The organism is Brevundimonas sp. TWP2-1 (assembly GCF_049897645.1).
GTDB lineage: Bacteria > Pseudomonadota > Alphaproteobacteria > Caulobacterales > Caulobacteraceae > Brevundimonas.
On sequence record NZ_JAFCWR010000001.1, the window covers coordinates 1,410,770 to 1,436,401 of the forward strand.

The following is a 25,632-nucleotide window of genomic DNA, read 5'->3' on the forward strand; positions in this document are numbered from 1 at the left end:
TAATGTCCGAGCCAGTCAAAACACCCTGCTTTTCAGGTGACTAGACCTCCTTAGAGCGCAACGGTTAAAAAGATAGTTAAACCTGGAACGTTGAAATTCGCATGCCAAGGCCGCTTCAGACGCGTATAATTCATCCGTCGTTAAACCATGTGATCATAGGTAAGTCACACTGACGGTGGGCGGTTCAAACAACGCCGACCCACAACTTCAGGGCGAAATCAGTTTCGCGCCGGAAGTCTACTGGTGACAGTTCGTTTTATTCGGAATGCGTAATGATGCGATTGGTGACTGGATGACTTGCCCCGTCGCCGACCCCTTTAACGACGAGCTCCTGCGCCAGGCCGAGCGTTGCCGCGCCATGGGGTCCCCCTTCATCGCCGAGGTTCTTGACTCGGCTGGCAGACAGCTGTTTCGCGCGCCCGCCACGGCCGCAAGGATACGGGATTGGCAGGGCGATCAGACCGCCGCAGCTCTGGCCCTGCGGCTCAACGGCGCCTTGCACGCTCTGGCGCGCGCAGGCCGATCGCAATCTCTTGCCAGTCTGTATCGTCGTGAACATCAAGACTTCGACGGCGCCGTCGCAGAGGCTTTCGCCCAGAACGACCGATACATTGCCGATTGGATGCTTCAACCGCCGCAAACCAATGAGGTGGCGCGGGCCGCCGCGCTCATGGCTGCACTGATGGCTGCGCCGCTTGAGCATGCGATGCCGTTCGAACTGCTTGAGCTCGGGTCCAGCTGCGGCCTTAACCTGAATCTGGATCGCTACAGCTATTCCTTGGGGCCGGTCAGGGCTGGAGACGCTTTCTCTGAGGTCAAGATCGAGCCTCTGTGGCGCGGCGCGTCACCGGCCCGCAACCCGATCTCGATCGTGGCGGCGCGCGGTGTCGATCTCCATCCCCTCCATGCCGGCAATCCAATCCACCGTGAGCGATTGTTGGCGTTCGCTTGGGCCGACCAACCGGCGCGGGGCCAGCGCCTGGAACACGCCCTGCGTATCGCCGCAGCCCATCCCCCGCGCATTGATCAGGGGCATGCGACGACCTGGCTGGCCGATCGCTTGGCGGAGCCCCAGGCTGAAGGACGATGTCGCGTCGTCATGCACACAATGGTGCTGCAGTATCTGAGTGACGACGACCGACACGAAATTTCTTCGCTGCTGTCGGCCGCCGGCGGACGTGCGGACGCTGCCCATCCTCTCCTCTGGATCAGCTTCGAGTGGACCCCCGACCGCCGCCAGGTGGAATTGCGCCTCACCGTTTGGCCGACTGGAGAAACCCGCGTCCTCGCCCATTGCCATCCCTACGGCGACTGGCTGGAATGGCTGCCCTCTCCCGCCGCAGCCTTGGCGGCTTGAGCCTTATCCAATCATCGCCGCCAGCCTTCGATCCGACGCGCGCCGGTGTTGCGAAGTCAACTTTCGCACGCTCTGCTTAGGTCGCCAGACCACCGATCGGTGCTGTCAGTCTAACGCTAACTTGTCTCCACTTCAGACCGCCTAACGGTCTGATCGGAGATCGCATTTCGTGAAGCCGCTATCGTTTAAGCGCCATCGCTTCCCAGCGGCGGTGATCCGTCAGGCTGTGTGGCTCTACTTTCGCTTCAGCCTCAGCCTTCGTGACGTTGAAGAGCTGATGACCGCGCGCGGAATCGATGTGAGCTACGAGACGATCCGCTGCTGGACGATCAAGTTTGGACCTCAGATCGCACGGCGGCTGAAGAAGCTTCGCCCCTCCCCGTCTCCCCGCTGGCATCTCGACGAAGTCGTTTGCTCGATCGGTGGAAAGCGCATGTTTCTGTGGCGGGCGGTTGATGATGAAGGCGAGGTGCTGGACGTTGTCGTCCAGCGACGGCGGGACACCGACGCGGCACTGAGGCTGCTTCGACGTCTCCTCCGAAATCAGCCTGTCGAGCCAGAGAAGATCGTGACCGATGGCCTCGGGTCTTACCAGTCGGCGCTGGGCCAACTTGGCCTGCGGCACCTGCATTCGCCTGGCCGACTGCGAGAAAACAATCGAGCCGAGAACTCGCACCTGCCGATACGCCGGCGGGAGCGACAGCAGCAGCTCTTCAAATCCCAGGCGTCAGCCCAGCGCTTTCTCACCACCCACGCTGCGATCTACAACACCTTCTACGTCCAACGACATCTCATCAGCCGCATGAACCTTCGTCGCTTTCGCGCGGGGGCTGGTGGGGCTTGGGCAGTGGCTACCTCCTGAGGTGCGGTGGCCTGACCAAGTTGTGGCCCGCCGACTTAAGCTGACAACGCTATTTCAGCGAATGGCGCTTAGGCGCAATAGCGCTCTGCCCTCTCCTGCTCCGGAGCGTCCGTCATGCGCCAAGAGCAGACTCGGCCTTGAGGTCAAAAAGGCGACATTCCCCATCCCGGCGTTGTGCGGCTGGCCAGCGCGGCTCCGATGGTCACGTTTTTTCGAAAGCCTCGCCGAAGGCCGCAATGTTGCAATGTTGCAATCGACCGGCGCAGAGCCTCGATCAGATCCATCAGCACCTAGTTTCCCGCCTCCGTCAGGCAACTCGGCGGTCTGGGCCATATAGCCAGCGCGCCCCGCCGATTTCTGATCGGCCAAGACAATGCGTTCGGCCGCTAGGCGCGCAAGGTCCGGCGGCTTGACGCATTATGGAGCCTAGACGCGGAACGGATCACGCGTCCAAATACGCTTCCCCTCAATGCCTAGAGGCCCGCGAAATCCACGGCCTTGGCGAACAGTTCGCCGCGGCTGGTGACATCCAGCTTGCGATAGGCGTGCTTGATATGGGTGCGCAGCGTCTCGATGGAGATGTCCTGTTTCTGCGCAATACGCCCTGTTTCCATCCCCGCCAGCATCATCGTCACGATCTGCTTTTCGCTGGGTGTGAGATGATGAATCTGAAGCATCGCTTCGTAACAGATGCGATCCGCCATTCTGTGCGCGGCGAACCCGATGCTGTCGTCGTCGCCCGGTATCAGTTGCTGACACCGTAGAAGCCATTGCCGATCGGCGTCCATGGCGGTTACGGCATAGGTCGCTGCGCCTGGCGCGGCCTCCTGAAGAAGACGCGCGAGCGCCGCCGCCGTCGCTCCGCTGTCGGACACAAGGTGATCGTCCACCACCCTGAACACGCCGGCGTCTCGCAGCATGCGAAAGGCGGCGTCGTTGGCCCAGCCGATGCGTCCTGAACGCGACAGCAGCATCCTGGCGCGGGGGTCGATGTTCACCCAGGCAGCAATGGCGCGAGACCAGGGCGGGATGATCTCTTCATCGTCGTAAAAATTGAGGTCGCCCTGGCGTGCGTCGAAATCACCGACGTCGCTTCCCACGGCGAGAAAACCCGTTACGCCCACGATCATCCCAGCCCTCCCTTATGCCTGGGCCTCTACGCTCGAACCGTGAACAGCCATTCCGACGGTCGAGCATTCAACGGGCACAGTTCACCCCGCTGTCGTATCCAACCGCACGGAGAATTGACATACCCGAGTTTGGGGAGAGGTTGACGCCTGCGAATACGACGCAATCCGCTCCGGTCTAGAAGACCGGCGCCCTCCTTTTCCGTAGAGATCATGGAGCGGCTTCGTTTGTGCATTCCTTCTCGCAACAACGATACGAAAATTAACTAGACAATAATCGGTAGTTTCTTTGACGATGCAGGACGGGCTCCAGCCGTGAATAGATAAAGACGCCACGACATTGTGGCCCCTGCCGATCTCGTTGGGCGGGCAACAATATTGAAAAGCTGGAGGAATATTATGCGGACCTATCTTATTGCGGCGGCGACTGCTGCCGCGGCCTTGCTGGCGATGCCGGCCGTGTCGAGCGCTCAGACCAACGTGAGTGTCTCGACCACCGTGACCAACTTCTGTGGCATCGGCCTGGCCAATGTTGCGGGCGGTAACGTCGCGGTCGCCAACGGCGCACGTCAAAAGGTCACCACATTGCGTATGTCGTGCAATTCGGCGACCGGCGCAAAGCTGACCTCAAGCGCCACCAACGGCGACTTCAAGTCTTCTGCCGGCAAGCTGATCAACTACGACTGGGATCTGTCCGTGCCGGAAATCCCCAGCCTGGGCTTCGCCGCCAATGACACCTATCCCGGCGAGCCGGCGATGATCACCAACTCGGGCGGTTACAGCCAGAAGCTGGCTGACGGCGTCTACGGCGATCTGTTCCTGAACCTCTGCTACAACGTCCCCGGCGGCAGCGGTGTGGGCGGAACGCAGGGCGATCCGACCAACCCCGGCTCCTCGGGTTGCGCCGCCTCTCCCTCGGGTCCAGGCGCCGCATCGGCTCCGGCCGGCACCTACACGGAAATCTTCAACTTCTCGCTCGATCCCGCCTGATTGCAGCGAAAAAGGGGGCCGACTTCGGTCGGCCCCCTGCTTCTTCTTGAGGGATTTCTACAGAACACGGGGGCAACCAATGACACGTCGTGAATTCGCTACCCTGATGGCCGCAACGGCCCTGACGACAGTCCTGATGACGGGAACTACGACGCCGGCCAAGGCCATGGACGTCTCGCCCATGGTGTCCAAGATCACGCCGTCCGGCGGCGGATCCAGCTATCGGATGACCGTCAGGAACGACAGCGCGACCCCGGCGACCGTCGAGATCGAAACCTACCGCATGCAGGTGGACGAAACCGGCGCCCGTTCCTTGGTCGAAGAGGACAAGGACATCCTGGTCTTTCCCGTCCAGTCCGTCATCCCGCCCAATCGCGAACAGGTGATCCAAGTCCGCTATACCGGCGACGCCGCCGAGGAAGGACGGATGTATCTGGTCCGGGCGGCTCAGCTGCCGATCAACATGCAAACGACTCCCACCGAAGGCGGAGCCGGGGCCGATGTCCAGGTCGCCTTCACCATCAACACCTACGTCTTCGTGGCCCCGCCACGGGCGCGGGCTGAAATCGAGGTGACGACGGTGTCGCGCGCGGCGAACGGCGACGTCGTTTTGACCGCCCGCAACTCGGGCACTGGCTTCGCCTATATCCGGGAGTCCAGGATCATCCTGAAGACCGCAGACGGACAGTCGCACGAAGTGCCGGCCGCCGACGTCGATGTCGGCCAGGTCAGCGTGATCGCCGGCGGCGCTACGCGTCAGGTGAAGATACCGGCGGCCCTCGCCGCCTCGGCATCCGGCGACCTCACCGCTTCCATCGTGCTGCTGTGAGGGCGGGCGATGGCCCGCAAGTCCTCTAAGGGCGGGCGGTCCGGCGCGCGAACCGCATTCCGCCGCATCGGCGCCTTCGCCTGCATGGGCGGCGGCCTAGCCACCGTGGCGCACGCCGGGCCGATCCAGTTGACCGACGAGGTCATGCGCACGGCGCCCCATGACTATTCCGTCGTCGTCGCGATCGATCGAGAAGACAGCTCCGGCGGGGCTGCGGACGCCCCGCCTTCAGCCCCAGGTCCACCCCCATCCGCAGCGCCCCCCGCCCAGGACCAGTCTCCCGCGGTCAGGCCGTCATCGGTCTTCACGCCGATCCAGGGGCCGCTGACCCTGGACGGCAAATATCTGGGCGACATCAGCGGCGCGGTCGATAGCCAGGGCCAGGGGCTGGTGGACGCGAGAGCCCTGCTCGACCTGTTGCGGCCCCAGGTCGGGTCTGATCTCCTCACGACCCTGTCAGGCCGGATCGCGACCCAGACGAAGGTCAATATGGCGGACCTGTCCAGCGACGGCTTCTCCCTGACCTTCGATCCCCTTTCCCTGACATTCATCGCGACATCCACGCCCGAAAGCCGGGCGCGGCGCGATGTCGGCTTCTCCCAGAACCCGGTGATCGACCCGGCCGCCTTCGATCAGCCGGCCAACTTCTCGGCCGGCGCGAACATCGCCCTGGCCCAGCTCTATTCCCATACCGAAAGTCAGTTTTCGCCGCTTCAGGGCGGGATCGACATGTTCGCCAACTTCGGCGGCTTCGACGGCGTCACCCTGACCACCGGCATCGATTATGACGGCAGCAACGACCAAGGCCGCTGGCAGCGGCGCGAGATCCGCCTGACCAAGGACATCTTCAAATCCGCCGTGCGTCTGACCGCCGGCGAGTTCGCGCCCCCTATCGACAGTTTCCAGGGCTCGCAGCGGTTTCTGGGCGTGTCGGCCGCACGGGCCTATTCCACGATCCGTCCGTTCCAGAACGTGCGCCCTGCAGGCCGTCGCCAGTTCATTCTCGACCGCCCGGCCCTGGTCGTCGTCGAGGTCAACGGCGTGGTGGTGGAGCGGATCCGCCTGGACGCCGGCCCCTATTCCATCGGCGATTTTCCTTTCGCGCAGGGGGCCAATACGGTTCGCTTGCTGGTCGAGGACGACAACGGGCAGCGCGAGATCGCCGTGTTCGACCTGTTCGGCGGCGCCGGCCTTCTGGATCGGGGCGTGGTGGACTTCGGCGTGTCGGCGGGGGTGCTGGAAGAAGGCGGAAATCTTCAGTACGGCTCTACGCTGGCTACCAGCGGCTTTGTCCGCAAGGGCCTGTCCGACGTCCTGACGGTCGGCGCCAACGCCCAGATCGCCGACCGCAAGGGCCAGGCCGGCGCGATGGCGACATGGGGATCGAAGCTCGGCTTGGTCCAGCTCAGCGGCGCCGCCAGCCACAATGGCGACACCGGCACCAACGGCTATGTCGCCTCGGTCGACTACCTTTTCGAAAGCGCGCTGGGCAAGAACGCCGATGCGCGCCTGGTGGCGTCGGCCCAGGCGACCAGCCGCTACTTTCAGAGCGCCTTCGACCCGTCCGCCTTCAACAACGAGAAATGGCGCGCCGCCGCGCGGCTGCTGGTGCGTTTTCGCGACTATTCGATCAGCGGCGGCGCCGCCTTCGTGAAGGGTCGCGACCGCAAGGACCGCACCGATTACAGCCTGGGCCTGGGGCGCACCTTTCGCCGGTTCGCGGTCAATCTGACCTGGCAGCGCGGATCGACGGACGACGGTCGCGACGAGGATCGCTTCGGCCTGACGCTGACATCGCGCTTTGGCGGACGCTGGAGCAGCATTGCACGCTACGACAGCGACAAGGATTTCCGCGAGGTGGGCTTGTCGCGCGCCTCGTCCGGTCGTCTCAACGACCTGAGCGGCGATGTGCGGCTGTCTCGGGATCGCAGCAACCAGGCGGTCACGGCCGACCTGCGCTACATCAACAATCGGTTCGACGCCGAGCTTGTGTCCAACCGGCTCGTGTCGTCGGAACCGGGCGGCGCGACCCGCCAGGAATCGCTGTGGCGGCTGTCGACGATGATCGGCTATGCCGACGGCGCGTTCGGCGTGGGGCGTTCGGCCCGCGAAGGTTTCGTCATCGCAACGCCCCACCCGACTCTGTCGCGCTCACGCATCAACCTGACGGACTCCAGCGGCTATACGGTCGCGCACAGCGGATGGCTGGGTCCGGCGCTGGTGGGCCTGGATCGCGGTTACGGCGTCAATCGCTACGAGATCGAGGCCGATCCCCTGCCGCAGGGCTATGATCTGGGCAGCGGCGTCATCAACATCTTCCCCGGCTTCGGCAACGGCTATCGCGTCGTCGTGGGCAGCGAGGCGTCGCGCACCGCGCGCGGCGTCCTGATGTCCGCCAGCGGGCCGGTCGCCCTGGCTGGCGGCGTCATCCAGGCGGTGGACGCCCCAGCCGATGCGGAGGGCAAGCCCTTCTTCACCAACCGCTCGGGACGATTCGTCGCCGACGGCCTGGCCCCCGGTCGCTATCGCCTGCTGATCCAGGGCGCGGTGGTAGGCGAATTCATCATTCCCGAGAAAGTGGAAGGAACAGTCGATGTCGGCGAAATCCGCACGTCTCAGCCGCCGCCGTAGCCGCAGGGGGCTAGGGAACCGCAAGACGCCAGCCCTGACTTGGTCAGACACTGTGACGCTCGCTGTGTCACTAGCCCTGGCGGCGCTCCTGACCCTGATGGCCTCGAACGCGAGAGCTTGCGACCTAGCCTTGAGCCAGAGCCCCAACACGGTGGTCATCAACTACAATCCCTTCGCCATCGGCCCGTCCAGCGGCGCTATCGACCTGGGCCTAAAGAACCAGGGCGACGAGGCCTGCGAGTTGCGACTGTCCTTCGTGGACGACGGCGGCGCGGCCGTCTCCAGCCTGGCCCTAGGCGGGGTGGGGGTGCAGTTCCGCCCGCGAGAAGCGTCCGGGCTTCAGACCTCCGACGTCGAGCCGGGGGTCTTCCACTACACCCTCGCCGGCAAGGCGACAGGTCAGGCCCAGTTGGACGCCGCCATCGTCGTGGACGCCGTGCCCGACGCCGGAACCTACGCCAGCGACCTCAAGCTGCTGGTCGAGGACGCCGATGGGACCGCCCTGCTCGCCCCCATCCCGGTGCGCATGCAGCTGGTCTCGACGCCCAGGGCGCAACTGAACCTGGCCGGCGCCGCGGGCGCTTTCGGGTCCGGCTCCAGCGTAGAAGTGGTGGATTTCGGCGACGCCGCCACCGGTCTGACCCGGCGCATCTTCGTCCAGGTCCGCGCCAATGCGCCGTCGGTCATCTCGATCAAGTCCGAGCATGAGGGCGTGATGCGGCGCCAGGGCGATGTGGAGACGGAGTCCAGCGTACCCTACGCCGTCGAACTGGACGGCGCGGCCGTCGATCTGACGGCGCCGTGGACCAAGGACGTCGATCCCCCGCGCACCCTCGCCGGCATGTCGCTGCCGATGCTGTTCACCCTAGGCGAGGTCAAGGGTCAGATGGCCGGTCGTTATCAGGACGTGATCGCCATCGACATCTCGCCGCACTGACCACGGGCATACCCCATCATGGTTAGCCCATGACGGCGATTACGGCCTAAAGATCAAACTGATAACACGTTAACGCGATGGGCCGAACGGCTTGGAGAGGCCGGCCCTTCTAGATCTCAGACTTGAGACCGACAGCCATATCCCGGGTCTTGGCGGTCTTCGAACATTGGGTGGCGCGAATGTATGAGCAGAAGATGGCGGCGGCGACGCCGCAGCGGAACAACCTTGCCGCGACGGCGGTCTTGGAGGAAAAATTCACGCAGCGCCTGACGCCGTTCAGGCCGACTAGAAATCCGGCATCCCTGACCCATGCGGACTGCACCGCCTGGTTCGAACATGACGCCATCGCCCGGTTCGTTCTGGACGCTCAAGGCTGCGTGCTTCGCGCCAACGCTAGGGCCAGAGCCATGATCGCTGCGGGGGTGCTCGGCTCAGGCGGCGCCTTCATCTGTCCCACCCACCGTAATCGCGCCGAGTTCGACACTCTGGTGACGCGCCTGATGGAAGGTCGACAACCTCAAGGCCGGCTGCTGCTTCGGGCGGGCGACGACGCCTGGTGCCTGCTAGATCTGGCGACGGCGCCGGATGCGGCCGGGCGGATCTTCGCGACGGCGCGGCCCGCCCATTGTATGGGTGTCGAGGGCATGGAGCCGTTGCGCGCCATCTTCGGCCTGACCCGCGCCGAGCTCTCGGTCCTTGCCCACCTGACCCAGGGCGAGGCCCCCAAGGACATCGGCCGCAAGATGGACATGTCGATCCACACCGTCCGCGCCCACCTGCGGGCCATTTGCATGCGCATGGGCGTCAAGGGCATCACCGGCGTCCTGAGACTGAGTTTCCAGCTGACGAACTGAACCTCAGGGCCGGCTCGGCTGAAGACACGCCGACGGCGCCGCGTCCGCCTCGTCAACCTATGCCGATTCGCCCCGGACGCGGGCCTTCACGCCATAGCCTCTTATGAAGACACGCGACGCAAGGTGGTGATGATAGCCACCAGTATTAGTGTCCGGCTAAGTCGGCGTAAGGTTGATAAGGAACTCGTTTTGCGTCCGGAAAGCCCGTCAATACGGATTTCGAGATATATGACGAAGCGTGTGATAGATTTAAAGATGCAATTAACAGGGAATAGGCAAGTCCTCCATCGCGGGACCAGGCAGAGATCGGACGTGTCAATCCGATCGATTAGGCGATATTTCGAGGCTACTCAGTCTGCCCGCACAGGACTTTAAAGGTGGCAGCGTCCTGTGGTGCCGGGACCCGTCGCTTACAGTCAGATGGCAGAGACAAGATAGCCAGGGTGTGTGGCGGACAGAGAGGGATTCGAACCCTCGGTAGGCTTTCACCTACACACGCTTTCCAAGCGTGCGCGATCGACCACTCCGCCACCTGTCCGTTTCACGCCACGTCTTGCGCGCCGCCGGAGGTCGATCCGGCGGGAGGCGGGCCTGATAGAACACACTCGCCCCCTCGGCAAGCGCCTCTCGCATCCCCATATGGACTTCAAAGCCATTTTCCGATGAGGGATCCGCAAATGCTGTTCAAGAAAAGCCCCGAAATGCCCACCGCCGACACCGCCCTGCCCGGTCGCGCCGGGCCCCTGGCCACCGATGCGAACCACTACGTCAGCGGCAATCCACTGAAGGGCCCCTATCCCGAAGGTTTCCAGACCGCCATTTTCGGCATGGGATGCTTCTGGGGCGTGGAGCGGATCTTCTGGTCGTTGCCGGGCGTCTGGGTGACGTCGGCCGGCTATTCCGGCGGGATCACGCCCAACCCGACTTATGAAGAGACCTGCACCGGCCGCACCGGCCACACCGAAGTGGTAAAGGTGGTGTTCGATCCGAAGGTGATCACCTATGCCGAGCTGCTGAAGGCCTTCTGGGAAAACCATGACCCGACCCAGGGCATGCGCCAGGGCAACGACGTCGGCACCACCTATCGCTCAGCCATCTACACCCTGAACGCTGAGCAACAGGCCGAGGCCGAAAGCTCGCGCGACGCCTACCAAACCGCTCTGACGGCGGCAGGACGCGGGACGATCACCACCGAGATCGAACCGGCCGGCGAATATTTCTACGCCGAGGGTTACCACCAAGGCTATTTGGCCAAGAACCCGGCCGGCTACTGCGGCATCGGCGGGACCGGCGTGGTCTGCCCCATCGGGGTCGGCGTCGACGCCTGACGTTCGATGCGGCCGCCGGGTTCCAACCGGCGGCCGACCGGCCTATGGATCGCCGAAAAGTGGGAGCGCTCATGTCCGCCTTCGTCCATCCTGACGAGATCCGCAGCCGGTTCTCGGCCGCCCTGTCCGCCCTGTACCGGGCCGAGGTGCCGCAATACGGCGACCTGCTGACGCTGGTGGCCGACATCAACGCCCAGGCGATCAAGGCCGATGCGGTGGGCGCGGACCGGCTGGCGGCGTCGGGCGAACTGGCCCGCCTGTCGGAGGAACGCCACGGCGCCATCCGCGTCGGCACGGCGGCGGAACTGGCGACCATCGCCCGCGCCTTTGCGGTCATGGGGATGGCGCCGGTCAGCTATTACAATCTGGCCCCGGCCGGGGTGCCGGTCCATTCCACCGCCTTCCGCCCCGTCGATCCGGCCGCCCTGGCGCGCAATCCGTTCCGGGTCTTCACGTCGCTGCTGCGGCTGGAGCTGATCGAGGACGAAGCCCTGCGCGAGGAGGCCGCTGCGACTCTGGCCCGCCGCGACATCTTCACCCCTGGCGCGCGCGACCTGATCGCGACGGCCGAGACCGCCGGCGGTCTGGACGAACACCAAGCCGACCGTTTCGTGTCCGAACTGCTTGAGACCTTCCGCTGGCACGCCCAGGCGACGGTCAGCGCCGCGACCTATGAACGGCTGGTCGCCGCCCACCGCCTGATCGCCGATGTGGTCAGCTTCAAGGGGCCGCACATCAACCACCTGACCCCGCGCACCCTCGACATCGACGCGGCCCAGGCGGCCATGCCCGAACGCGGCATCACGCCCAAGGAGACCATTGAGGGCCCGCCCGCCCGCGCCTGTCCCATCCTGCTGCGCCAGACCAGTTTCAAGGCGCTGGAGGAGGCCATCGCCTTCCCCGGCGAACAAGGGACCACCGCCGGCACCCACACCGCCCGCTTCGGCGAGATCGAGCAGCGCGGCTGCGCCCTGACCCCCGCCGGACGCGCGCTGTACGACGCCGCCCTGGCGTCCAAGGACTTTTCGGCCCTGCCCGACGACTGGGACGCGCTGCGACGCGGCGACCTGGCCTGGTTCCGCTATCGCGCCACGCCGCAGGGCCTGGCCGCGCGGGCGGAGACCGCCGATCTGGACGCCTTGATCGCCCTGGGCCACGTCGTCGCCGAGCCGATCACCTACGAGGACTTCCTACCCGTCAGCGCCGCCGGCATCTTCCAGTCCAACCTGGGTTCAGAGGCGCGCGCCGCCGCCTATGCCGTCGACCCGGCCAAGGCCGAGTTCGAACAGGCCCTGGGCCGCCCGGTCCAGGACGAGATGGCCCTGTACCGCGCCGAACAGGACGCCTCCATCACAGCGACCCTGAAGGCTTTGGGGATCACCGTTCCCGTCTAATTTTCCGATTATCCGGGCATTCGTCAGGTCGCTAAGCAGCCTTCAGGCTTGCTGCCTCCGCAATGGCAGCCGTCAAAGCCAAAAAGTAGTCGTCTGCCAAGACTTTTGCCGTGTCTGGCGATAATCGTTCTATTCTTCCTGTAAAAGATGAGCCCTCGAACACAGGGCGGCCCGGGTCATTCTTTGCACGGTGCTGGAAATTGTTGAAAAGCCAACGTCCCAATGCTCGCGCATTATCCCCTCTAATGCCCTTGTCTCCGCGTCCACTGGTCGAGATGCAGTCCCATTCAAGCCGAGCATACTTCCGACCCGGACTGATAATAACGTTGGGAACATCTACGGCCCGGCAAGCGTAGAACCAATCATTTATGCCCTGACGATCACCTCGTTTTACCTCGATCCAGCAACGATCAGGCAAATCCGGGTCTTCTATTACAGCAGTCAGATTATCACTGCGCACCGTATTGCCCAGCTCATAGAGTCTGTTTTGCCACCGCAAGGCATCAATGCGGGCAACAACCTCTTGAGCCTCAAGTCGTATAATCAGCGCCGCATGCGTCTTTGATCCTACCGCAGCAGCTAAGGCCTCGGTCAAATGCGAGGATTTGACATCAGGATAAGCCTTTCTGAGGCTCCGTTTCATAAATACCAAATTTGCGGGCGTTAGGCGCAGCACGGCCATTGGTCCGTTCCTTTCGCTAAGCTGACGATCACCGATTAAACGCCAGCCACCAAAAGGAGCGGGCAACTCATAAATACGAAGTACGCTTTGACCCGGTGACAGGTCAGGTGCGGCAACCAGATTTGAAGCACGCATTGATTCGAAACGGTTAGCAAGGCCGTCGTCGGCACGTCCGCCTAGATGAGTTAGGGCCTGACTCGAAGTTATAGCCGCCGCCTGATCCGTCTCGTCCGCGTCCATCGGGCGTCTTGCCTGATCCGCGTCCCCGGATCATAGACGCGGCCGTGAACCCGTCCGTATCCCCGTCCGTGCGCCGTTATGATCTGGACTGGATCCGGATCGGCGCCTTCGGCCTGCTGATCCTGTATCATGTGGGCCTGGTCTACGGGGTCTACGACTGGCACATCCACAGCGCCCACACCTTCGAGTGGATGCGCGAAGCCATATTGATCACCAATCCGTGGCGGCTGACCCTGCTGTTCCTGGTGTCGGGCGCGGCGCTGCGGTTCATGACCTTCCGGCGCACCCCGCGCCAGGTCGCCCGCACGCGGTTCGCGCGGCTGGTTCCGCCGCTGATCTTCGGGGCTCTGGTTCTGGTGCCGATCCAGTCCTGGATCGAGTCGATGGACAAGGGCGGCTGGCCCGGCGGGGTCGCGGGCTATGTCGCCTGGCTGGGCCATGAGTTCAGCTGGAGCGGCCTCGCCGACGGCGTCCCGGTCAACCACCTGTGGTTCATCGTCTATATCGCGGTCTACAGCCTCGTCGCCGTCCTGCTGTGGCGCGTGCCGGGCCTGATCGAGCGGTTGGGCGACGGACTGGAGAAGACGCTCAGGGGGCCGTGGCTGCTGATCCTGCCGATCCTGTATCTGATCGCCATCCGCATCGGCCTGTTCCCCTGGTTCGGCCTGACAAACACCCTGCACAACGACTGGTACAATCACGCCCTGTCGCTGGTCGCCTTCCTGTTCGGCTTCAGCATCGTCAGGCGCGAGGGCCTGTGGCGCACGATAGAGCGCTATCGCTGGGTCGCCCTGGCCCTGGCGGCGGTCGCCCTGCCGATCATGATGGTCCAGGTCTGGCATCCGGGCGGCCGCGCCTTCTGGGGCGTGCCCAAGGCCGTCGTCTATGGAATCGACCAGTGGGCGGTGATCGTCGCCATCCTGGGCTTCGGCTCGAAACATCTGCGCGACCGGGGCGGGCCGGTGCTCAATTATCTGACCCAGGCCACCTTCCCCTTCTATCTGGCGCACCAGACGGTGCTGGTGGCGGCGGTCTGGATCATCCGTCCGGCCAATCTTCCGGCGCCGATCGAACTGCTGTCCCTGATCGCCGTCACCTTCGTCGGCAGCCTGGCGGTCTATGAGGTCGTGCGGCGCATTCCCGCCATCCGGCCGCTGTGGGGGCTGAAGCCGCTGGACGACCGGCCATGGCCGCTGGACCTTCAGGCCCTGCTCAAGCCCCGGCTGCGCTATCACCGCCGTCGTCGCCTGCTGGGCGTGGGCGTCGCCGCGCCGCTTCTGGCCCTGACGGTCGTGGCCGCCGCGATCCTGGCCTACCCCGGCTTCAACAACGCGACCCAGTATCTCAGCGAACTGGGCGGGGCGACCGCGCGGGCGCCGATGATCTTCAATGGCGGGGTCTTCGTCGCCGGCGTCATGGCGGCGCTGGCGGGCATCGGTTTCGGTCTGGCCGTCTATGCCCTGACCGGGGCGCGCGTCGCCGGGGTCGTCATCGCCGTGGTCTTCGTCCTGGCGGGGGCGGGCATGTCCGCCTCCACCTTGTGGCCCTGGCCCGATCCGCGCCACATGGTCATCAACCTGGCGCTGGGGATCCAGCTGGCCCCCGTCCTTCTGCTGTGGGGCCTGGCCAGGCGCCGCGACCTGCCGCGCCTGAAGATATTCCTGGCCGTCACCTTCGTCGTCATGGCGATCCTGACGGTCCTGACCAAGCATCTGGTCTTCCCCGGCACGGTCAACGACGCCAATGTCGGCTGGTGGGAGCGAATCTACGCCATCGTCCTGGTGTGCTGGGTCGGGGTTGCGGCCTGGGTTCTGGATCGTAAACTGCTGTCGGTCGCCACGGAATCGCCGGCCCCGCGCCCGTCTTCCGCCGCGTTCGAAGCTCCGCTGTAAATTTTCCCCCTCTTTTTTTGCCCTGATCAACATTGCGTGATTGAAAATCGCGCGAATGTGATCGACTATGCATTTCGTGTTGCGGTGCAGCACTCCGCGTCTTCCCAGCCCTCGGGAGGACATCCGGTTCACACGGGGGCGTCCAGAGCGGCATGAACAAGCTGGCGATCCGGCCTGTCGAACAGGCTGATATCGAGACGACGATCCACGGCGCTCACACGCCGAGCTGGTCGTGGCTGCCCGACGAGGCGCCGCTGGCCATGCCGGTTCAGTCTCTGAGCGCACCCGACGCCGTCGCCGACGTGACGCCCGCGACCTCGCCGCGCACCGTCGCCATGCGCCGCATGATGCTGCTGGCCGGCACCATCGCCCTGACCAGCCTGTCGGCCATCACGCCCTTCTACCTGTATGCCCGCAAGGGCTGGGACGGGACCGAGATCCTGGCCTTCGGCATCTTCATGGTCCTGATCACCGCCATCTCCTGCTGGTTCATCAGCGGCCTGATGGGTCTGTTCGTCATGCTGCGCGGCAAGGACCAGGCGGACCTGGCCTTCTCGCCGCACCCGCCCCTGCCGCGCACCCGCACGGCCCTGCTGATGCCGCTGTATAACGAAGACGCCCGCGCCTCCTTCGCCCGCCTGGCGATGATCGATGGTTCGCTGGCCCGCCTGGGCGCGTCCTCGGCCTTCGACATCTTCGTGCTCAGCGATTCGACCAAGGAAGACGCCGCCGCCGACGAGCGTTCGGTGTTCCAGTCGTTCCGCATGGCCGCCAACTCCAAGGCCTTCTATCGCCGTCGCACCGACAATGCCGAGCGCAAGGCCGGCAATCTGGCCGAATGGGTCCGTCGTTTCGGCGGCGCCTATGAGAACATGATCGTTCTGGACGCCGACAGCACCATGGCCGGCGAAACCCTGCTGCGCATGGTCGACGCCATGGAACGCAATCCGGGCATCGGCCTGATCCAGACCGCTCCGGTCATCATCAAGGCCCGCACCATCTTCGCCCGCGTGTCTCAGTATTCGGTGCGCCTGTACGGCCGCGTCGCCGCAGCGGGTCTCGCTTACTGGACCGGCTCGGAATCCAGCTACTGGGGCCACAACGCTATCCTGCGCACCCGCGCCTTCGCCGCCTGCTGCGGCCTGCCGCATCTGAGGGGCCGCAAGCCCTTCGGCGGTCACGTCATGAGCCATGACGTCGTCGAGGCCGCCCTGATGCGCCGCGCCGGCTGGGCCGTCCACGTCACCGCCGCCCTGGACGGATCGTGGGAAGAGACCCCGCCGTCGATCACCGACTTCATCCGCCGCGACCACCGCTGGTTCCAGGGCAACCTGCAACACCTGGGCCTGATCGGCGCCAAGGGCCTGTCGCCCATGAGCCGCCTGCAGCTGGCCATGGGCTGCATGGCCTATCTGTCGTCGCCCCTGTGGCTGGCGTCGCTGATGGTCGGCCTGTTCATCCAGATGTTCTATCCGGTCGACTGGTCCAGCTTCTTCTACATCCTGAACCCCCAGTTCACCCCCTTCATGCTGGCCTCCTTCCTGTCGGGCGTGCTGCTGATCGGACCCAAGTTCATGGGCGCCGCCCTGGTGCTCAGCCGCCCGGCCGAACTGCGCGCCTTCGGCGGCCGTCGCGCCATCGCCAAGGGCATGGCGGCCGAGATCGCCCTGTCGGCCATCCTGGCTCCCATCCTGATGGTCGCCAACACCAAGGCCTTCATCCAGATCGTCTCGGGTCACGACACCGGCTGGTCGACCCAGCAGCGCGAGGCCGATGGCCTGGCCTGGTCCGATGCGTTCCGCGCCATGCGCTGGCAGATGATCGTCGGCGTCGGCTTCATGATCCCGCTGTGCGTCCGCCCCGACCTGGCCACCTGGTTCGCCCCGATCGTCCTGCCGCTGCTGCTGGCCGCGCCCATCGTCGTTTGGACCTCGCGCGTCCGTTCGGGCGACGCCCTGGCCGCCAAGGGCTATCTGGTCACCCCGGTCCAGGAAGGCGTCAGCGTCAATCCCGCCGTCCTGCACACGCCGCGCTCGCCGCTGCGTGCGGTCGCCGGCGGCGTCCTGGCCCCCGTCGCCGCCCCGGCCATGGTCCCGGCCCGCGCACCCGAGCTTTAAGCCACCGATGCGTGGCGGCCACAGTGTCGCCACAACCGTTACGGCCAAGCTCGACGTGTGACGGGATCGCGTCCACCTTCGATTTTCAGCTCCTGCTGTGGACCCGATTCCATGACCAAGAAGACCAGCGCCGACACCAAGCCCGACCTGCGGATCGTCGAGAGCGAATCCGCCGTCTATGATCTGATGCGCGCGCCCGAAACCACCGCCGACCGCGTCAAACGCCTGCAGATGGAGGCGCATTCCCTGGCCCTGGAAGAGATCGAGGCGCTGGAGAAGCTGCTGCTCGACGCCGCCGCCAAGGCCCGGGCCATCGCCGATGGCGGCGACGCCTATCCCGTCGGCGCCCGCGAGATCGCCTCGCGCCTCGCCGCCGACCTGCCCACCAAGGCCGAGACCATCAAGACCATCGTCCACCGCGTCGGCTAAAACCCAACCTGAGCCGGAGGAACGACCGGCCCCCTCGTCCGCTACCTGAAGACCCCCATCTTCAGGAGCCTCCCATGGACGACCAAACCCACGCGCGCGCTGACGATGTCGCCGACCACGAACGCGCCATCCAGCGCGACATCGACGCCAAGGATCAGGCGGCCGGCGACGACAAACCGTCCGGCGCGGTCCAGGCCGGCGCCCGCCCCTATCCCGTCCCGCCCTTCCCCAAACAGCATCAGACCAAGCCCGGCGACGAGGCCGCGCTCGATCCCGCCCCGATGTACGACGCCCCCTTCTGGAAGGGTTCGGGCAAGCTGGACGGGTTCGCGGCCCTGATCACCGGCGCCGATTCCGGCATCGGCCGCTCGGTCGCCGTCCTGTTTGCGCGCGAAGGCTGCGACGTCGTCATCTGCCATCTGGACGAGGACGCCGACGCCGAAACCACCAAGGCCGCCGTCGAGGCCGAGGGTCGCCGCGCCGTGGTGCTGAAGGGCGACGTCGCCGATCCCGCCTTCGCCGAGGCCGCCGTCAAGGCCACGCTGGACGCCTTCGGCCGTCTGGACGTCCTGGTGCCCAACGCCGCCTTCCAGGAACACGTCAGCGCCTTCGAGGACCTGACCTACGAACATTTCGACCGCACGCTGAAGACCAACCTCTACGGCTATTTCAACATGACCAAGGCGGCGGTCCCGCACATGACGACAGGCGGCGCCATCGTCATGACCGGCTCGGTCACGGGGCTTCAGGGCAACAAGGATCTGCTGGACTATTCCCTGACCAAGGGCGGCATCCATGCCTACGCCCGGTCGCTGGGCACCCATCTGGCCCCGCGCGGCATCCGCGTGAACGTGGTCGCCCCCGGCCCGGTCTGGACCCCGCTGAACCCCGCCGACAAGGACGCCGAAGACACCTCGCAGTTCGGCGCCCAGACGGTGATGAAACGCCCGGCCCAGCCCGAGGAAATCGCCCCCGCCTACGTCTTCCTGGCCTCTCCCCAGATGTCGAGCTTCATCACCGGCGAGATCCTACCCATCATCGGCGGCTATTCCGGGGGTTAGCGAACGCCGACGATCCATCCCTTCTTGCCGGCGGGGGCCCACGCCTCCGCTGGCGCCCAGGCGTTCCTGACGCCGCGCCAACGGGCTTGAAGGAACGCCTCCGGCTCGATCTCCACGCCTTCCAGCATCGCCAGGCAGCTGACGCCGTTGATGTGCGCGCGCAGCGTGATCGCCAGTTCGCCCTCTCCGGTCGGCGTCAGCCAGTCTTCCTTGAAGTCGCGCGACAGACCGAACCAGCCGCCGGCCGTTCGGACCGGCTCCTCATTGACGATCAATCGCTCCTGCGCCCATCCGACCCAGGTGAAGGCGTTCTCCGCTCGCACCACCGAATTGCCGACGCGATACACCCAGGCCTGTCCAATCAATTGCATGCGCCGACCTTAGCGCCCGGCTGCAGATCCGCCCTGCGACCTAAGCGCCGATCTCAGGCCAGCACGTCGTCGTAGTCGGGGTGCCGCTTGTGCCAGGCGACGGCGTAGCTGCAGCGCGGAAACAGCTTCAGCCCCGTCTCGCGCGCATGTTCGGCCATCGCCTGCATGAACCGCCCCGCCGCGCCCGATCCGCGCAGCGACTGTTCCGCCTCTACGTGTAGGATCATCCGCGCGTCGCCCTTCACGGCATAGTCGGCCCAGACCAGGCCCGACCCCTTGTCGTCGTCGAACGCCTGCTCGAACCGGTTGTCGCCCTCGACGTCTTTGAACTGTCCCATGCGTCTCTCCTTTACGGATCAACCGCCGGAGCCGCGCGGACGTTCCGTAAGGCTCAGATAGGCTTGTTGTTCAGCAGATTCAGCAGGCCGATCACGCTCTTGATCGTGAACCAGACGCTGAGCAGGAACCAGGCCAGCAGGAACAGCAGCAGGAAGGGAATGCCGATCAGCACCAGCGAGGCCAGGGCGCTGATCGCGATCCCCACCCAGGCCGCGATGGTCCACCAGAACACCGACCAGAACAGCGCGATCTGCGCGTCGATATGCTGGCGCGCCACGCCCGTCGCCGTCCCGCGCGTCACATAGGACACCACCAGCCCGACCAGGACCAGCACGTTGGCGCTGGGGATCGACAGGATGAACAGCGCCCAGGCGATCAGCGCCCCGACCTTGCCCTCGGACTCGCGTCCGGCGATGAAATTGGGTTCGTTGGTCATCGTCGGTCCTTCAGAACAGCCAGCTGCGAGGATTGGGAACGGCCTGACCGCTCTTCAGTTTCAGCACCCCGAACGCGCCGCGCGCCAAGACCCAGATCGCCAGGGCGAACAGCACCAGCACGCCGATATTGACCACCACCAGGATCGCCCCGACCACCGCCGCAGCGACGGTCCCGAACAGGGTCCGCTGCTGATAGACGGCATGGCTGTGCTCCAGCGCGTCCGTCGCCCCGTCGCGCCGCATCACCGCCAGCAAGGCGACCAGACACGACACGCCCAGCGTCGGCACCGCCAGCAGGATCAGCACATAGATCGCATACAGCCGCATCGGCACGGCCGGCCCCTCGCGGCGCGGCGCAGCGTCGGACGTCATCTGCTCGCGCATGGCGCGGGTCACGGGCGTCGGCGCGACGGGCGTCTCCACGCTCGGCTCAGACGTAGGCTCGGGCCTCATCTCAGGCCTTGGCGCAAACGGCGCCGTCGGCCGCGTCATCTGCCCCGACAGGTCGAACGGGCCCGGCTCAGGCGGATCGAACAGGTCCGGCTCGCGCGCATCCTGAGCGACGGGCTCCGGGGCCCGCGCCCGCCCGGCCAGCGACGCCGGCGAGACGAAGCCGACCTGGGCGTCGTGATCGTGATCGTCGTTGGGGACCGCAGGGTCTTTCGGATCGCCGGGCTCGGCCATGAACATCGCTTCTCACACGCCGGACGCCCGGCTGGACTCAAGGTCGCGACAATGGCCGTCCGTCAGTTTCGACGCAACCGCCCTTACCGCCCCAGCACGATCTCGCACCCCGGCGCGATCACGCCCTGCAACGCCCCCGGCTTCTCGATCCGCACCGTGGCCCGCTGCACGCAGCCGTCCTCCAGGCACGCCCGCGCCAGCCGTTCGGCGAAGGTCTCGACCAGCCCGACATGCCCCTCGGCCGCAATCGCCCGCGCCGCATTGGCCACGGTCTCATAGTTGATGGTGTCGCCCAGCCGTTCGATGGGCCGGGGCTCCAGCTCCAGCATCACGTCGATCACCAGCCGCTGCAGCCGCCCCTGCTCGTGGTCATAGACCCCGATCCCGGCCTCGACCTCCAGCCCGCGCACGAACACGCTCAGCCGCTCGAAACGCAGAGGTTCGTCCGCCGGAAACGGCGTCACGTGAGAGGATGCAACCACGCGCTACTCCTGGATGTCGGGGGTGCGCCAGGCCAGATGCTGGCCCCCGTCGACGGCGATCATCTGGCCCGTCACCATGCGGGCGTCAATCAGCCACAGCACGGCCTCGGCCACCGCCTCGGGGCTGCCGGGCGTCTGCAACAGGGTGGCGCGCGCCTCGGCGGCGAATTCCTCGGGCGTCTGGTGGATCGACGGCAGGGTCGGCCCCGGCCCCACCCCATTGACCCGTATGCCCGGCGCCAGCGCCTGGGCCAGGGTCTGCGTCGCCCACCACAGCCCATTGCGCGACAGGCTGTAGGAGAAGAAGCGCGGATCCGGCTTCAGCACCTTCTGGTCCAGCAGGTTGACGATGGCCCCCTCGACCGCCTGGGCCGCGAACGCCTCGGCCAGTACGATGGGCGCCCTCAGATTGGTCTCGACATGCCGGTCCCAGCTGTCGCGCGTCAGCCCGCCGACCCGGTCGTCCTCGAACACCGAGGCGTTGTTGACCAGCACGCCGACCGGCCCCAGCGCCTCCGCCGCCGCCGGAACCAGCGCCCGCACCTTGGCCTCGTCCGTCAGGTCCGCCTGCAACAGGCACGCGCGCCGCCCCAGGCCCGCGATCTCGTCGGCCAGGGTCCGGGCGTCCTCGCCCGACGCATGATGATGGATCGCCACGTCGAACCCGGCTTCGGCCAGCTTCAGACAGATGGCCCGCCCGATCCGCCGCGCCCCGCCCGTGACCAGGGCGACGCCCCTCGCCGGATGCGACGCGGGCGTGCTCGTCTCAGTCAACCCGACCGAACTCGAACGCATTGAAAGCCGCCAGAACGGCGACGAAGCCGAAGATGATGCCGAGAGCCAGCATGGGATGCTCCTGTTGTTGGTGTTCGATTAGAGCGGGATGGGGCGGGGTTCAAGCGGGGACAGGCCGGGGAGGCCGAATCGAGAACGAAGTTGCTCGTGGCATATTTCGGCTTGCTAACTCGCCAATCGGCTCAAGATCCTAGATCCAGTTCACGCAGCGCCGACCCATTGGGGCAGTTGAGAAAACCTTTTGTGCAAACTGCAATAATGCCTAAAGTTCCGGAAAGGCGATGGAACTGGATTTCATACGGTCGATTTCAGTCTCAAGCGAGCTTATCCAGATCTCGTAGACTTCGTCAAACTTTCTGACCAAGGTCATGAAACGCTCGATCCTTTCTAAAATCTCTCGCGGATCCGCGACTTGACGTAAACCCACGCCCTCGTGAACTATACTTCCTCGCTCTAGGGTGATTGCGTCGATTTCGTCCCATAAGCCTACAGGAAAGACCTTCTGTGGGAGCCCTATGAAATCAAATGTGTCACCGACTTTGGCCCAAGACGTGTTGTTGTTACCCGACCACTTCTTCGTCTTTGCCGCTACCTTGGAGCAGTAATCTTGGCTGGCACCACACTCGGCCATGAAGGACGCGGTCATTCCATTGAGGTGCGCGTCCAGCGCACGTGTTGCAATCGCTTCGAGATAGGATTCGATCTCGGCGGCGACGAGAGCAACGTAGCTTTCACATAGCGATCGCTCTCGTGGTCTTGGAAACCATGCAGTCCCGCGAGGCGGCACCACTAGTTTGCCGTCACGCCCACGCAAGAGCGTAAGGCGCCGCATTGCGACTCCTCTGGTCAGCGTTTTGAAGGCCGCCGACTGATCAGGCATTCACCAAGGCACCGTTGGCGTCCACGTCCACGGTTTTGGAGATGAGGCCTAGGGCAACCAGGATACCCCCGAACATTTTCAGGCGGTAGGCGACCGCATCAACGGATTTGGTGGTCGTTTCCAATGAGGATCGAAACAGGGGATCCTGCTCACAGAGCACTTGGAATGCTTGGACGATATTCGGCCCCTGCTTCACATATGCAGGAATGTCAGCGACAGTATTTAAGTAGTACATTTGCACGTCGAATACCGCGCGATTGAGGCGGTTCTCCCAACGTCCATCAGACCACTTATTGAACCGCTGTCCTTGGAACACCAAGTCGTTGGCGTCATAGGCGGCTTCGAACACATCGACGGCATCACGAACACGCGGCTCCCATGTCGCCCAGTCTTCGTTAAAGGTCTTCGCAACCATGTCGAGGAACTGCTTGAGCTGCCCGCGATAGTCTTCGAGGAAGAAGCGATAGCCTAAGTAGCGCAGCATCAACTCGATGTCCCGCATGCGGAAATCCGGCTCTGGCCCTGGGAAGACGGCGCGAAGGCCGGGGCTGACTTCGGCATATTCCATGATGAAGTTCGAGAAGGGTCCCGGCGAGAGCGCTTGGCGTAACTCTTGAGCCGAAAGTTTCACGCTGCCGGAGTTGAGCCTCAGAAAAATACTGTAAAGGACATCGTCCGCCTTCCATCCCCGGATGACATTGGTTCGTATGGAATAGTTTTCCAACGCCGTCGCATGCCGTGGATGTAGCCGTTGCAAGTTACTCCAGTCACACCCGTTCAACTCTCTTAACTGTTCAAGGCCGGCCAGCTTGAAGCCATTTGCAGCGGATTGGCCCATCTCACCAAAGAATTGCGCTAGACTAGTAATGCGTTGCTTTCCATCGACTACAATATATGTTTTCGAACGTCCAATTTCTGCCAACGTCAGCGCAGGAACAGGAAAGTTCAGTATCATCGACTCGATGAACTGACTTTTACGCTTAATCGTCCAAGCGTCACGGCGCTGAAAACTTGGAGTTAAGTCGATATTTCGCTTCGAAATTTGACCCAAAAGGGTCTCAATTGTCCAATCCGTATTGTAAAGGACTGTTTCAGCGACATCTTGCTCGGCGACGCGCACATCATCGAGCGTCTCATCGCTGGGATCTTCATCGAAGAGGGAGAAGAGATCGGGATAGCTGGCCATACGGCCAACCTAGCGGGTTTGGCGTAATAAGAAACAGTGCTCGCGAGAGCAATGCGGTTCAGGTGTTTCGACTATAACCAGCCAGTTGCCGGTCTTTCCGCTACGCTTTCCCCCGGCCTATAAGCCGGTCGAACAGGTCCGGCGACACGCTCCGGCTCGTAGACGGACACACACATGACCTGGCGCATCTACGTCGAACCCTTCACCCGTCCCCTCTTCTTCGTCTGGTCGCGCCTGACGCGCGGCAAGACGCTGGGCGTGCGGGCGGTGGCGATGGATGCGCAGGGGCGGGTGCTGATGGTCCAGCATACCTATCTGGCCGGCTGGTGGTTGCCGGGCGGCGGGGTGGATCGGGGCGAGACCACCCAGGCCGCCGTGGTGCGCGAACTGCACGAAGAGGCCGGGCTGATCGCGCGGGCGGCGCCGCGCCTGGTCTCGATTCATTCCAACGACCGCTTCTTTCCCGGCGACCATGTCGTCGTCTTCCGCCTGGACGCCTTCGACCGGGGCGCGCGCACCAGCCATGGCGAGATCGCCGAGATCGGCTGGTTTTCGCCCTCCGACCTGCCGGCCGACACGAACCGGGGCTGTCGCGCGCGTCTGGCCGAAATCTTCGACGGCGCCCCGGTCGATCCCGACTGGTGAGAGACGTCCGCATCTGACGCAGGCGCGTGCCAGCGTCCGCCCATGACCCAAGCCGCCCACGCCTATCGCGTCCGTTCGCAGGAAGTCTGGGACATGGCCCGCAAGGACTATCTGGCGGGCGAGCCGGCGCGCGTCGTCTGCCGCCGCTACGACCTGGGCCTCTCGGCCTTTCGCGTTCGCGCCCGCAAGGCGGGCTGGCGACGACAGGATCAGGACGATCCCGATATGTATGATCCCGCCGTCGAGCTTGAGGACATCGAGGACATCGACCTGTCGGCCATGGCCCTGTCGGCGCGGCGTCGCCTGCAACTGTCGCTGATGCACGGCGAGGCGACCGAGGCCCTGCGCTGGCTCAAGATCTTCGAGACCCTGTCGTCCATGGCGCCCGAAACGCCCGCCGAAACCCCGCCCGCCGAAACCCAGAATGTGCACAGATTGCACTCTGATTTTTCGCTCGCCGCGACCGATCTGGACGATCTGGACGAAGTGCACAGATTGCACCCTGTTTCGACGCCGCCCGCCCCTCAACCCCTGAACCGCGCCGAGCGCCGCCGCCTGCGTCGCGCCGGTCGCCTCAAGCCGCCCTCCGCATCCGGCGAAAGCCGTGCTAGCCAGGGGCCATGAACCCGTCCCTGCTCGCCATCCTCGTCGTCATCCTGGCCGGCGGCGCCACCGCCCTCCAGGCGCCGACCAACGCCAAGCTGGCCACGGCGGTCGCCTCGCCGGTCAACGCCGCCTTCATCTCGTTTGCGGTCGGCACGACGGTGCTGGGGATCGTCGCGGCCCTGATGCACACGCGGCCGGACTTCGCCGCGACGCGCGCCCTGCCCTGGTACGCCTGGCTGGGCGGGGTCTACGGCGCCTGTTTCGTCGTCGCCGCCGCCTGGGGCGTACCGCGCCTGGGGGTGGCCATGACCATCACCCTGATGGTCGGCGGCCAGCTGCTGCTCAGCCTGATCCTCGACCATTTCGGCGCCCTGGGCGTGCCGCGCCAGCCGCTGAACATCGGCCGCATCGCCGGCGTGGGCCTGGTTCTGGCGGGCGTCCTTCTGGTTCGGCGGTCGTGAGCCTATATCCCCCCGG

The 25,632-nt window shown here is 64.8% G+C and carries 26 protein-coding genes and 1 tRNA gene; 16 read left to right on the forward strand and 11 right to left on the reverse strand.

The annotated features are described in order from the left end of the window. Window positions 1-265: 265 nt before the first annotated feature. A complete protein-coding gene (locus ACP7BH_RS07000; protein WP_425982672.1) occupies window positions 266-1,357 on the forward strand; it encodes a DUF2332 domain-containing protein in 1,092 nt (363 codons plus the stop codon). 169 nt (window positions 1,358-1,526) lie between these two features. After that, window positions 1,527-2,219: an IS6 family transposase gene (locus ACP7BH_RS07005; RefSeq protein ID WP_425982669.1), complete on the forward strand. Its 693-nt coding sequence runs from the start codon at window positions 1,527-1,529 to the stop codon at window positions 2,217-2,219. A 473-nt stretch (window positions 2,220-2,692) separates the two neighbouring features. Here the strand turns inward: ACP7BH_RS07005 and ACP7BH_RS07010 are convergent, their stop codons facing one another. Further along, complete coding sequence (locus ACP7BH_RS07010; RefSeq protein WP_425982666.1) at window positions 2,693-3,349, reverse strand: helix-turn-helix transcriptional regulator; 657 nt, start codon at window positions 3,347-3,349, stop codon at window positions 2,693-2,695. Between the two features lie 396 nt (window positions 3,350-3,745). Here ACP7BH_RS07010 and ACP7BH_RS07015 point away from each other — a divergent pair, with 396 nt between their 5' ends. The 5 genes from ACP7BH_RS07015 to ACP7BH_RS07035 all read left to right on the forward strand — a co-directional run bounded on the left by ACP7BH_RS07015 (window position 3,746) and on the right by ACP7BH_RS07035 (window position 9,587). Beyond that, window positions 3,746-4,336, forward strand: a complete 591-nt coding sequence (locus tag ACP7BH_RS07015) for a hypothetical protein (protein WP_425982663.1) — start codon at window positions 3,746-3,748, stop codon at window positions 4,334-4,336. 79 nt (window positions 4,337-4,415) lie between these two features. Beyond that, complete coding sequence (locus ACP7BH_RS07020) at window positions 4,416-5,165, forward strand: fimbria/pilus periplasmic chaperone (RefSeq protein WP_425982660.1); 750 nt, start codon at window positions 4,416-4,418, stop codon at window positions 5,163-5,165. A gap of 9 nt (window positions 5,166-5,174) precedes the next feature. After that, window positions 5,175-7,796 carry a fimbria/pilus outer membrane usher protein gene (locus ACP7BH_RS07025; RefSeq protein WP_425982657.1) on the forward strand — a complete coding sequence of 874 codons (2,622 nt, stop codon included), beginning with the start codon at window positions 5,175-5,177 and terminating at the stop codon, window positions 7,794-7,796. 64 nt (window positions 7,797-7,860) lie between these two features. Further along, window positions 7,861-8,733 (forward strand): hypothetical protein, encoded by an 873-nt coding sequence (locus ACP7BH_RS07030; protein ID WP_425982654.1) that lies wholly within the window; start codon window positions 7,861-7,863, stop codon window positions 8,731-8,733. Between the two features lie 122 nt (window positions 8,734-8,855). After that, window positions 8,856-9,587, forward strand: coding sequence for a LuxR C-terminal-related transcriptional regulator (locus tag ACP7BH_RS07035; protein WP_425982651.1), 732 nt, complete (start codon window positions 8,856-8,858; stop codon window positions 9,585-9,587). Between the two features lie 448 nt (window positions 9,588-10,035). On the opposite strand, the gene ACP7BH_RS07040 is transcribed toward ACP7BH_RS07035, so the two are convergent. Further along, a tRNA-Ser gene (locus ACP7BH_RS07040) sits at window positions 10,036-10,125 on the reverse strand. A gap of 139 nt (window positions 10,126-10,264) precedes the next feature. Between ACP7BH_RS07040 and msrA the strand changes: the two genes are divergently transcribed. Next, a complete protein-coding gene (msrA, locus tag ACP7BH_RS07045; RefSeq protein WP_425982648.1) occupies window positions 10,265-10,915 on the forward strand; it encodes a peptide-methionine (S)-S-oxide reductase MsrA in 651 nt (216 codons plus the stop codon). Between the two features lie 71 nt (window positions 10,916-10,986). Then, window positions 10,987-12,309, forward strand: coding sequence for a VOC family protein (locus ACP7BH_RS07050; RefSeq protein WP_425982645.1), 1,323 nt, complete (start codon window positions 10,987-10,989; stop codon window positions 12,307-12,309). A gap of 31 nt (window positions 12,310-12,340) precedes the next feature. On the opposite strand, the gene ACP7BH_RS07055 is transcribed toward ACP7BH_RS07050, so the two are convergent. After that, complete coding sequence (locus ACP7BH_RS07055; RefSeq protein WP_425982642.1) at window positions 12,341-12,991, reverse strand: hypothetical protein; 651 nt, start codon at window positions 12,989-12,991, stop codon at window positions 12,341-12,343. Between the two features lie 308 nt (window positions 12,992-13,299). On the opposite strand from ACP7BH_RS07055, the gene ACP7BH_RS07060 reads away from it, so the two are divergent. The 4 genes from ACP7BH_RS07060 (at window position 13,300) to ACP7BH_RS07075 (ending at window position 18,730) form a co-directional block, all read left to right on the forward strand. Beyond that, on the forward strand, window positions 13,300-15,123 hold the full coding sequence (locus tag ACP7BH_RS07060) for an acyltransferase family protein (RefSeq protein ID WP_425982639.1): 1,824 nt from the start codon (window positions 13,300-13,302) through the stop codon (window positions 15,121-15,123). Window positions 15,124-15,275: 152 nt separating this feature from the next. After that, on the forward strand, window positions 15,276-17,240 hold the full coding sequence (mdoH, locus tag ACP7BH_RS07065; RefSeq protein WP_425982637.1) for a glucans biosynthesis glucosyltransferase MdoH: 1,965 nt from the start codon (window positions 15,276-15,278) through the stop codon (window positions 17,238-17,240). A gap of 111 nt (window positions 17,241-17,351) precedes the next feature. Then, window positions 17,352-17,669, forward strand: a complete 318-nt coding sequence (locus ACP7BH_RS07070; protein ID WP_409714189.1) for a hypothetical protein — start codon at window positions 17,352-17,354, stop codon at window positions 17,667-17,669. Between the two features lie 74 nt (window positions 17,670-17,743). Further along, window positions 17,744-18,730, forward strand: a complete 987-nt coding sequence (locus ACP7BH_RS07075) for an SDR family oxidoreductase (protein ID WP_425982634.1) — start codon at window positions 17,744-17,746, stop codon at window positions 18,728-18,730. Here ACP7BH_RS07075 and ACP7BH_RS07080 read toward each other — a convergent pair. The 8 genes from ACP7BH_RS07080 to ACP7BH_RS07115 form a co-directional block, all read right to left on the reverse strand. Then, the gene (locus ACP7BH_RS07080; RefSeq protein ID WP_425982631.1) at window positions 18,727-19,101 is read right to left on the reverse strand and encodes a hypothetical protein; all 375 of its coding nucleotides are present in this window, start codon (window positions 19,099-19,101) and stop codon (window positions 18,727-18,729) included. The two genes, ACP7BH_RS07075 and ACP7BH_RS07080, sit on opposite strands and share 4 nt — an antisense overlap. A gap of 53 nt (window positions 19,102-19,154) precedes the next feature. Next, entirely contained in the window at window positions 19,155-19,439 is a 285-nt protein-coding gene (locus tag ACP7BH_RS07085) for a GNAT family N-acetyltransferase (RefSeq protein ID WP_425982628.1), read from the reverse strand. Window positions 19,440-19,492: 53 nt separating this feature from the next. Further along, window positions 19,493-19,876 carry a hypothetical protein gene (locus tag ACP7BH_RS07090; protein ID WP_425982625.1) on the reverse strand — a complete coding sequence of 128 codons (384 nt, stop codon included), beginning with the start codon at window positions 19,874-19,876 and terminating at the stop codon, window positions 19,493-19,495. A 10-nt stretch (window positions 19,877-19,886) separates the two neighbouring features. Further along, a complete protein-coding gene (locus ACP7BH_RS07095; protein WP_425982623.1) occupies window positions 19,887-20,561 on the reverse strand; it encodes a hypothetical protein in 675 nt (224 codons plus the stop codon). Between the two features lie 83 nt (window positions 20,562-20,644). Further along, window positions 20,645-21,043 carry a dihydroneopterin aldolase gene (gene folB, locus ACP7BH_RS07100; RefSeq protein WP_425982621.1) on the reverse strand — a complete coding sequence of 133 codons (399 nt, stop codon included), beginning with the start codon at window positions 21,041-21,043 and terminating at the stop codon, window positions 20,645-20,647. A gap of 3 nt (window positions 21,044-21,046) precedes the next feature. Continuing rightward, window positions 21,047-21,817 carry an SDR family oxidoreductase gene (locus tag ACP7BH_RS07105; RefSeq protein ID WP_425982618.1) on the reverse strand — a complete coding sequence of 257 codons (771 nt, stop codon included), beginning with the start codon at window positions 21,815-21,817 and terminating at the stop codon, window positions 21,047-21,049. A gap of 283 nt (window positions 21,818-22,100) precedes the next feature. Then, entirely contained in the window at window positions 22,101-22,670 is a 570-nt protein-coding gene (locus tag ACP7BH_RS07110) for a hypothetical protein (protein WP_425982615.1), read from the reverse strand. A 40-nt stretch (window positions 22,671-22,710) separates the two neighbouring features. Beyond that, window positions 22,711-23,904 carry a DUF262 domain-containing protein gene (locus ACP7BH_RS07115; RefSeq protein ID WP_425982613.1) on the reverse strand — a complete coding sequence of 398 codons (1,194 nt, stop codon included), beginning with the start codon at window positions 23,902-23,904 and terminating at the stop codon, window positions 22,711-22,713. Between the two features lie 174 nt (window positions 23,905-24,078). Between ACP7BH_RS07115 and ACP7BH_RS07120 the strand changes: the two genes are divergently transcribed. The 3 genes from ACP7BH_RS07120 to ACP7BH_RS07130 are packed head-to-tail and all read left to right on the forward strand — an operon-like array spanning window position 24,079 to window position 25,616. Further along, window positions 24,079-24,549, forward strand: a complete 471-nt coding sequence (locus ACP7BH_RS07120; RefSeq protein ID WP_425982611.1) for an NUDIX domain-containing protein — start codon at window positions 24,079-24,081, stop codon at window positions 24,547-24,549. Window positions 24,550-24,591: 42 nt separating this feature from the next. Continuing rightward, window positions 24,592-25,173: a hypothetical protein gene (locus tag ACP7BH_RS07125; RefSeq protein WP_425982609.1), complete on the forward strand. Its 582-nt coding sequence runs from the start codon at window positions 24,592-24,594 to the stop codon at window positions 25,171-25,173. Then, window positions 25,170-25,616, forward strand: a complete 447-nt coding sequence (locus ACP7BH_RS07130; RefSeq protein ID WP_135193410.1) for a DMT family transporter — start codon at window positions 25,170-25,172, stop codon at window positions 25,614-25,616. Before ACP7BH_RS07125 ends, ACP7BH_RS07130 begins: the two co-directional genes overlap by 4 nt. The last annotated feature ends 16 nt before the right edge of the window (window positions 25,617-25,632 follow it).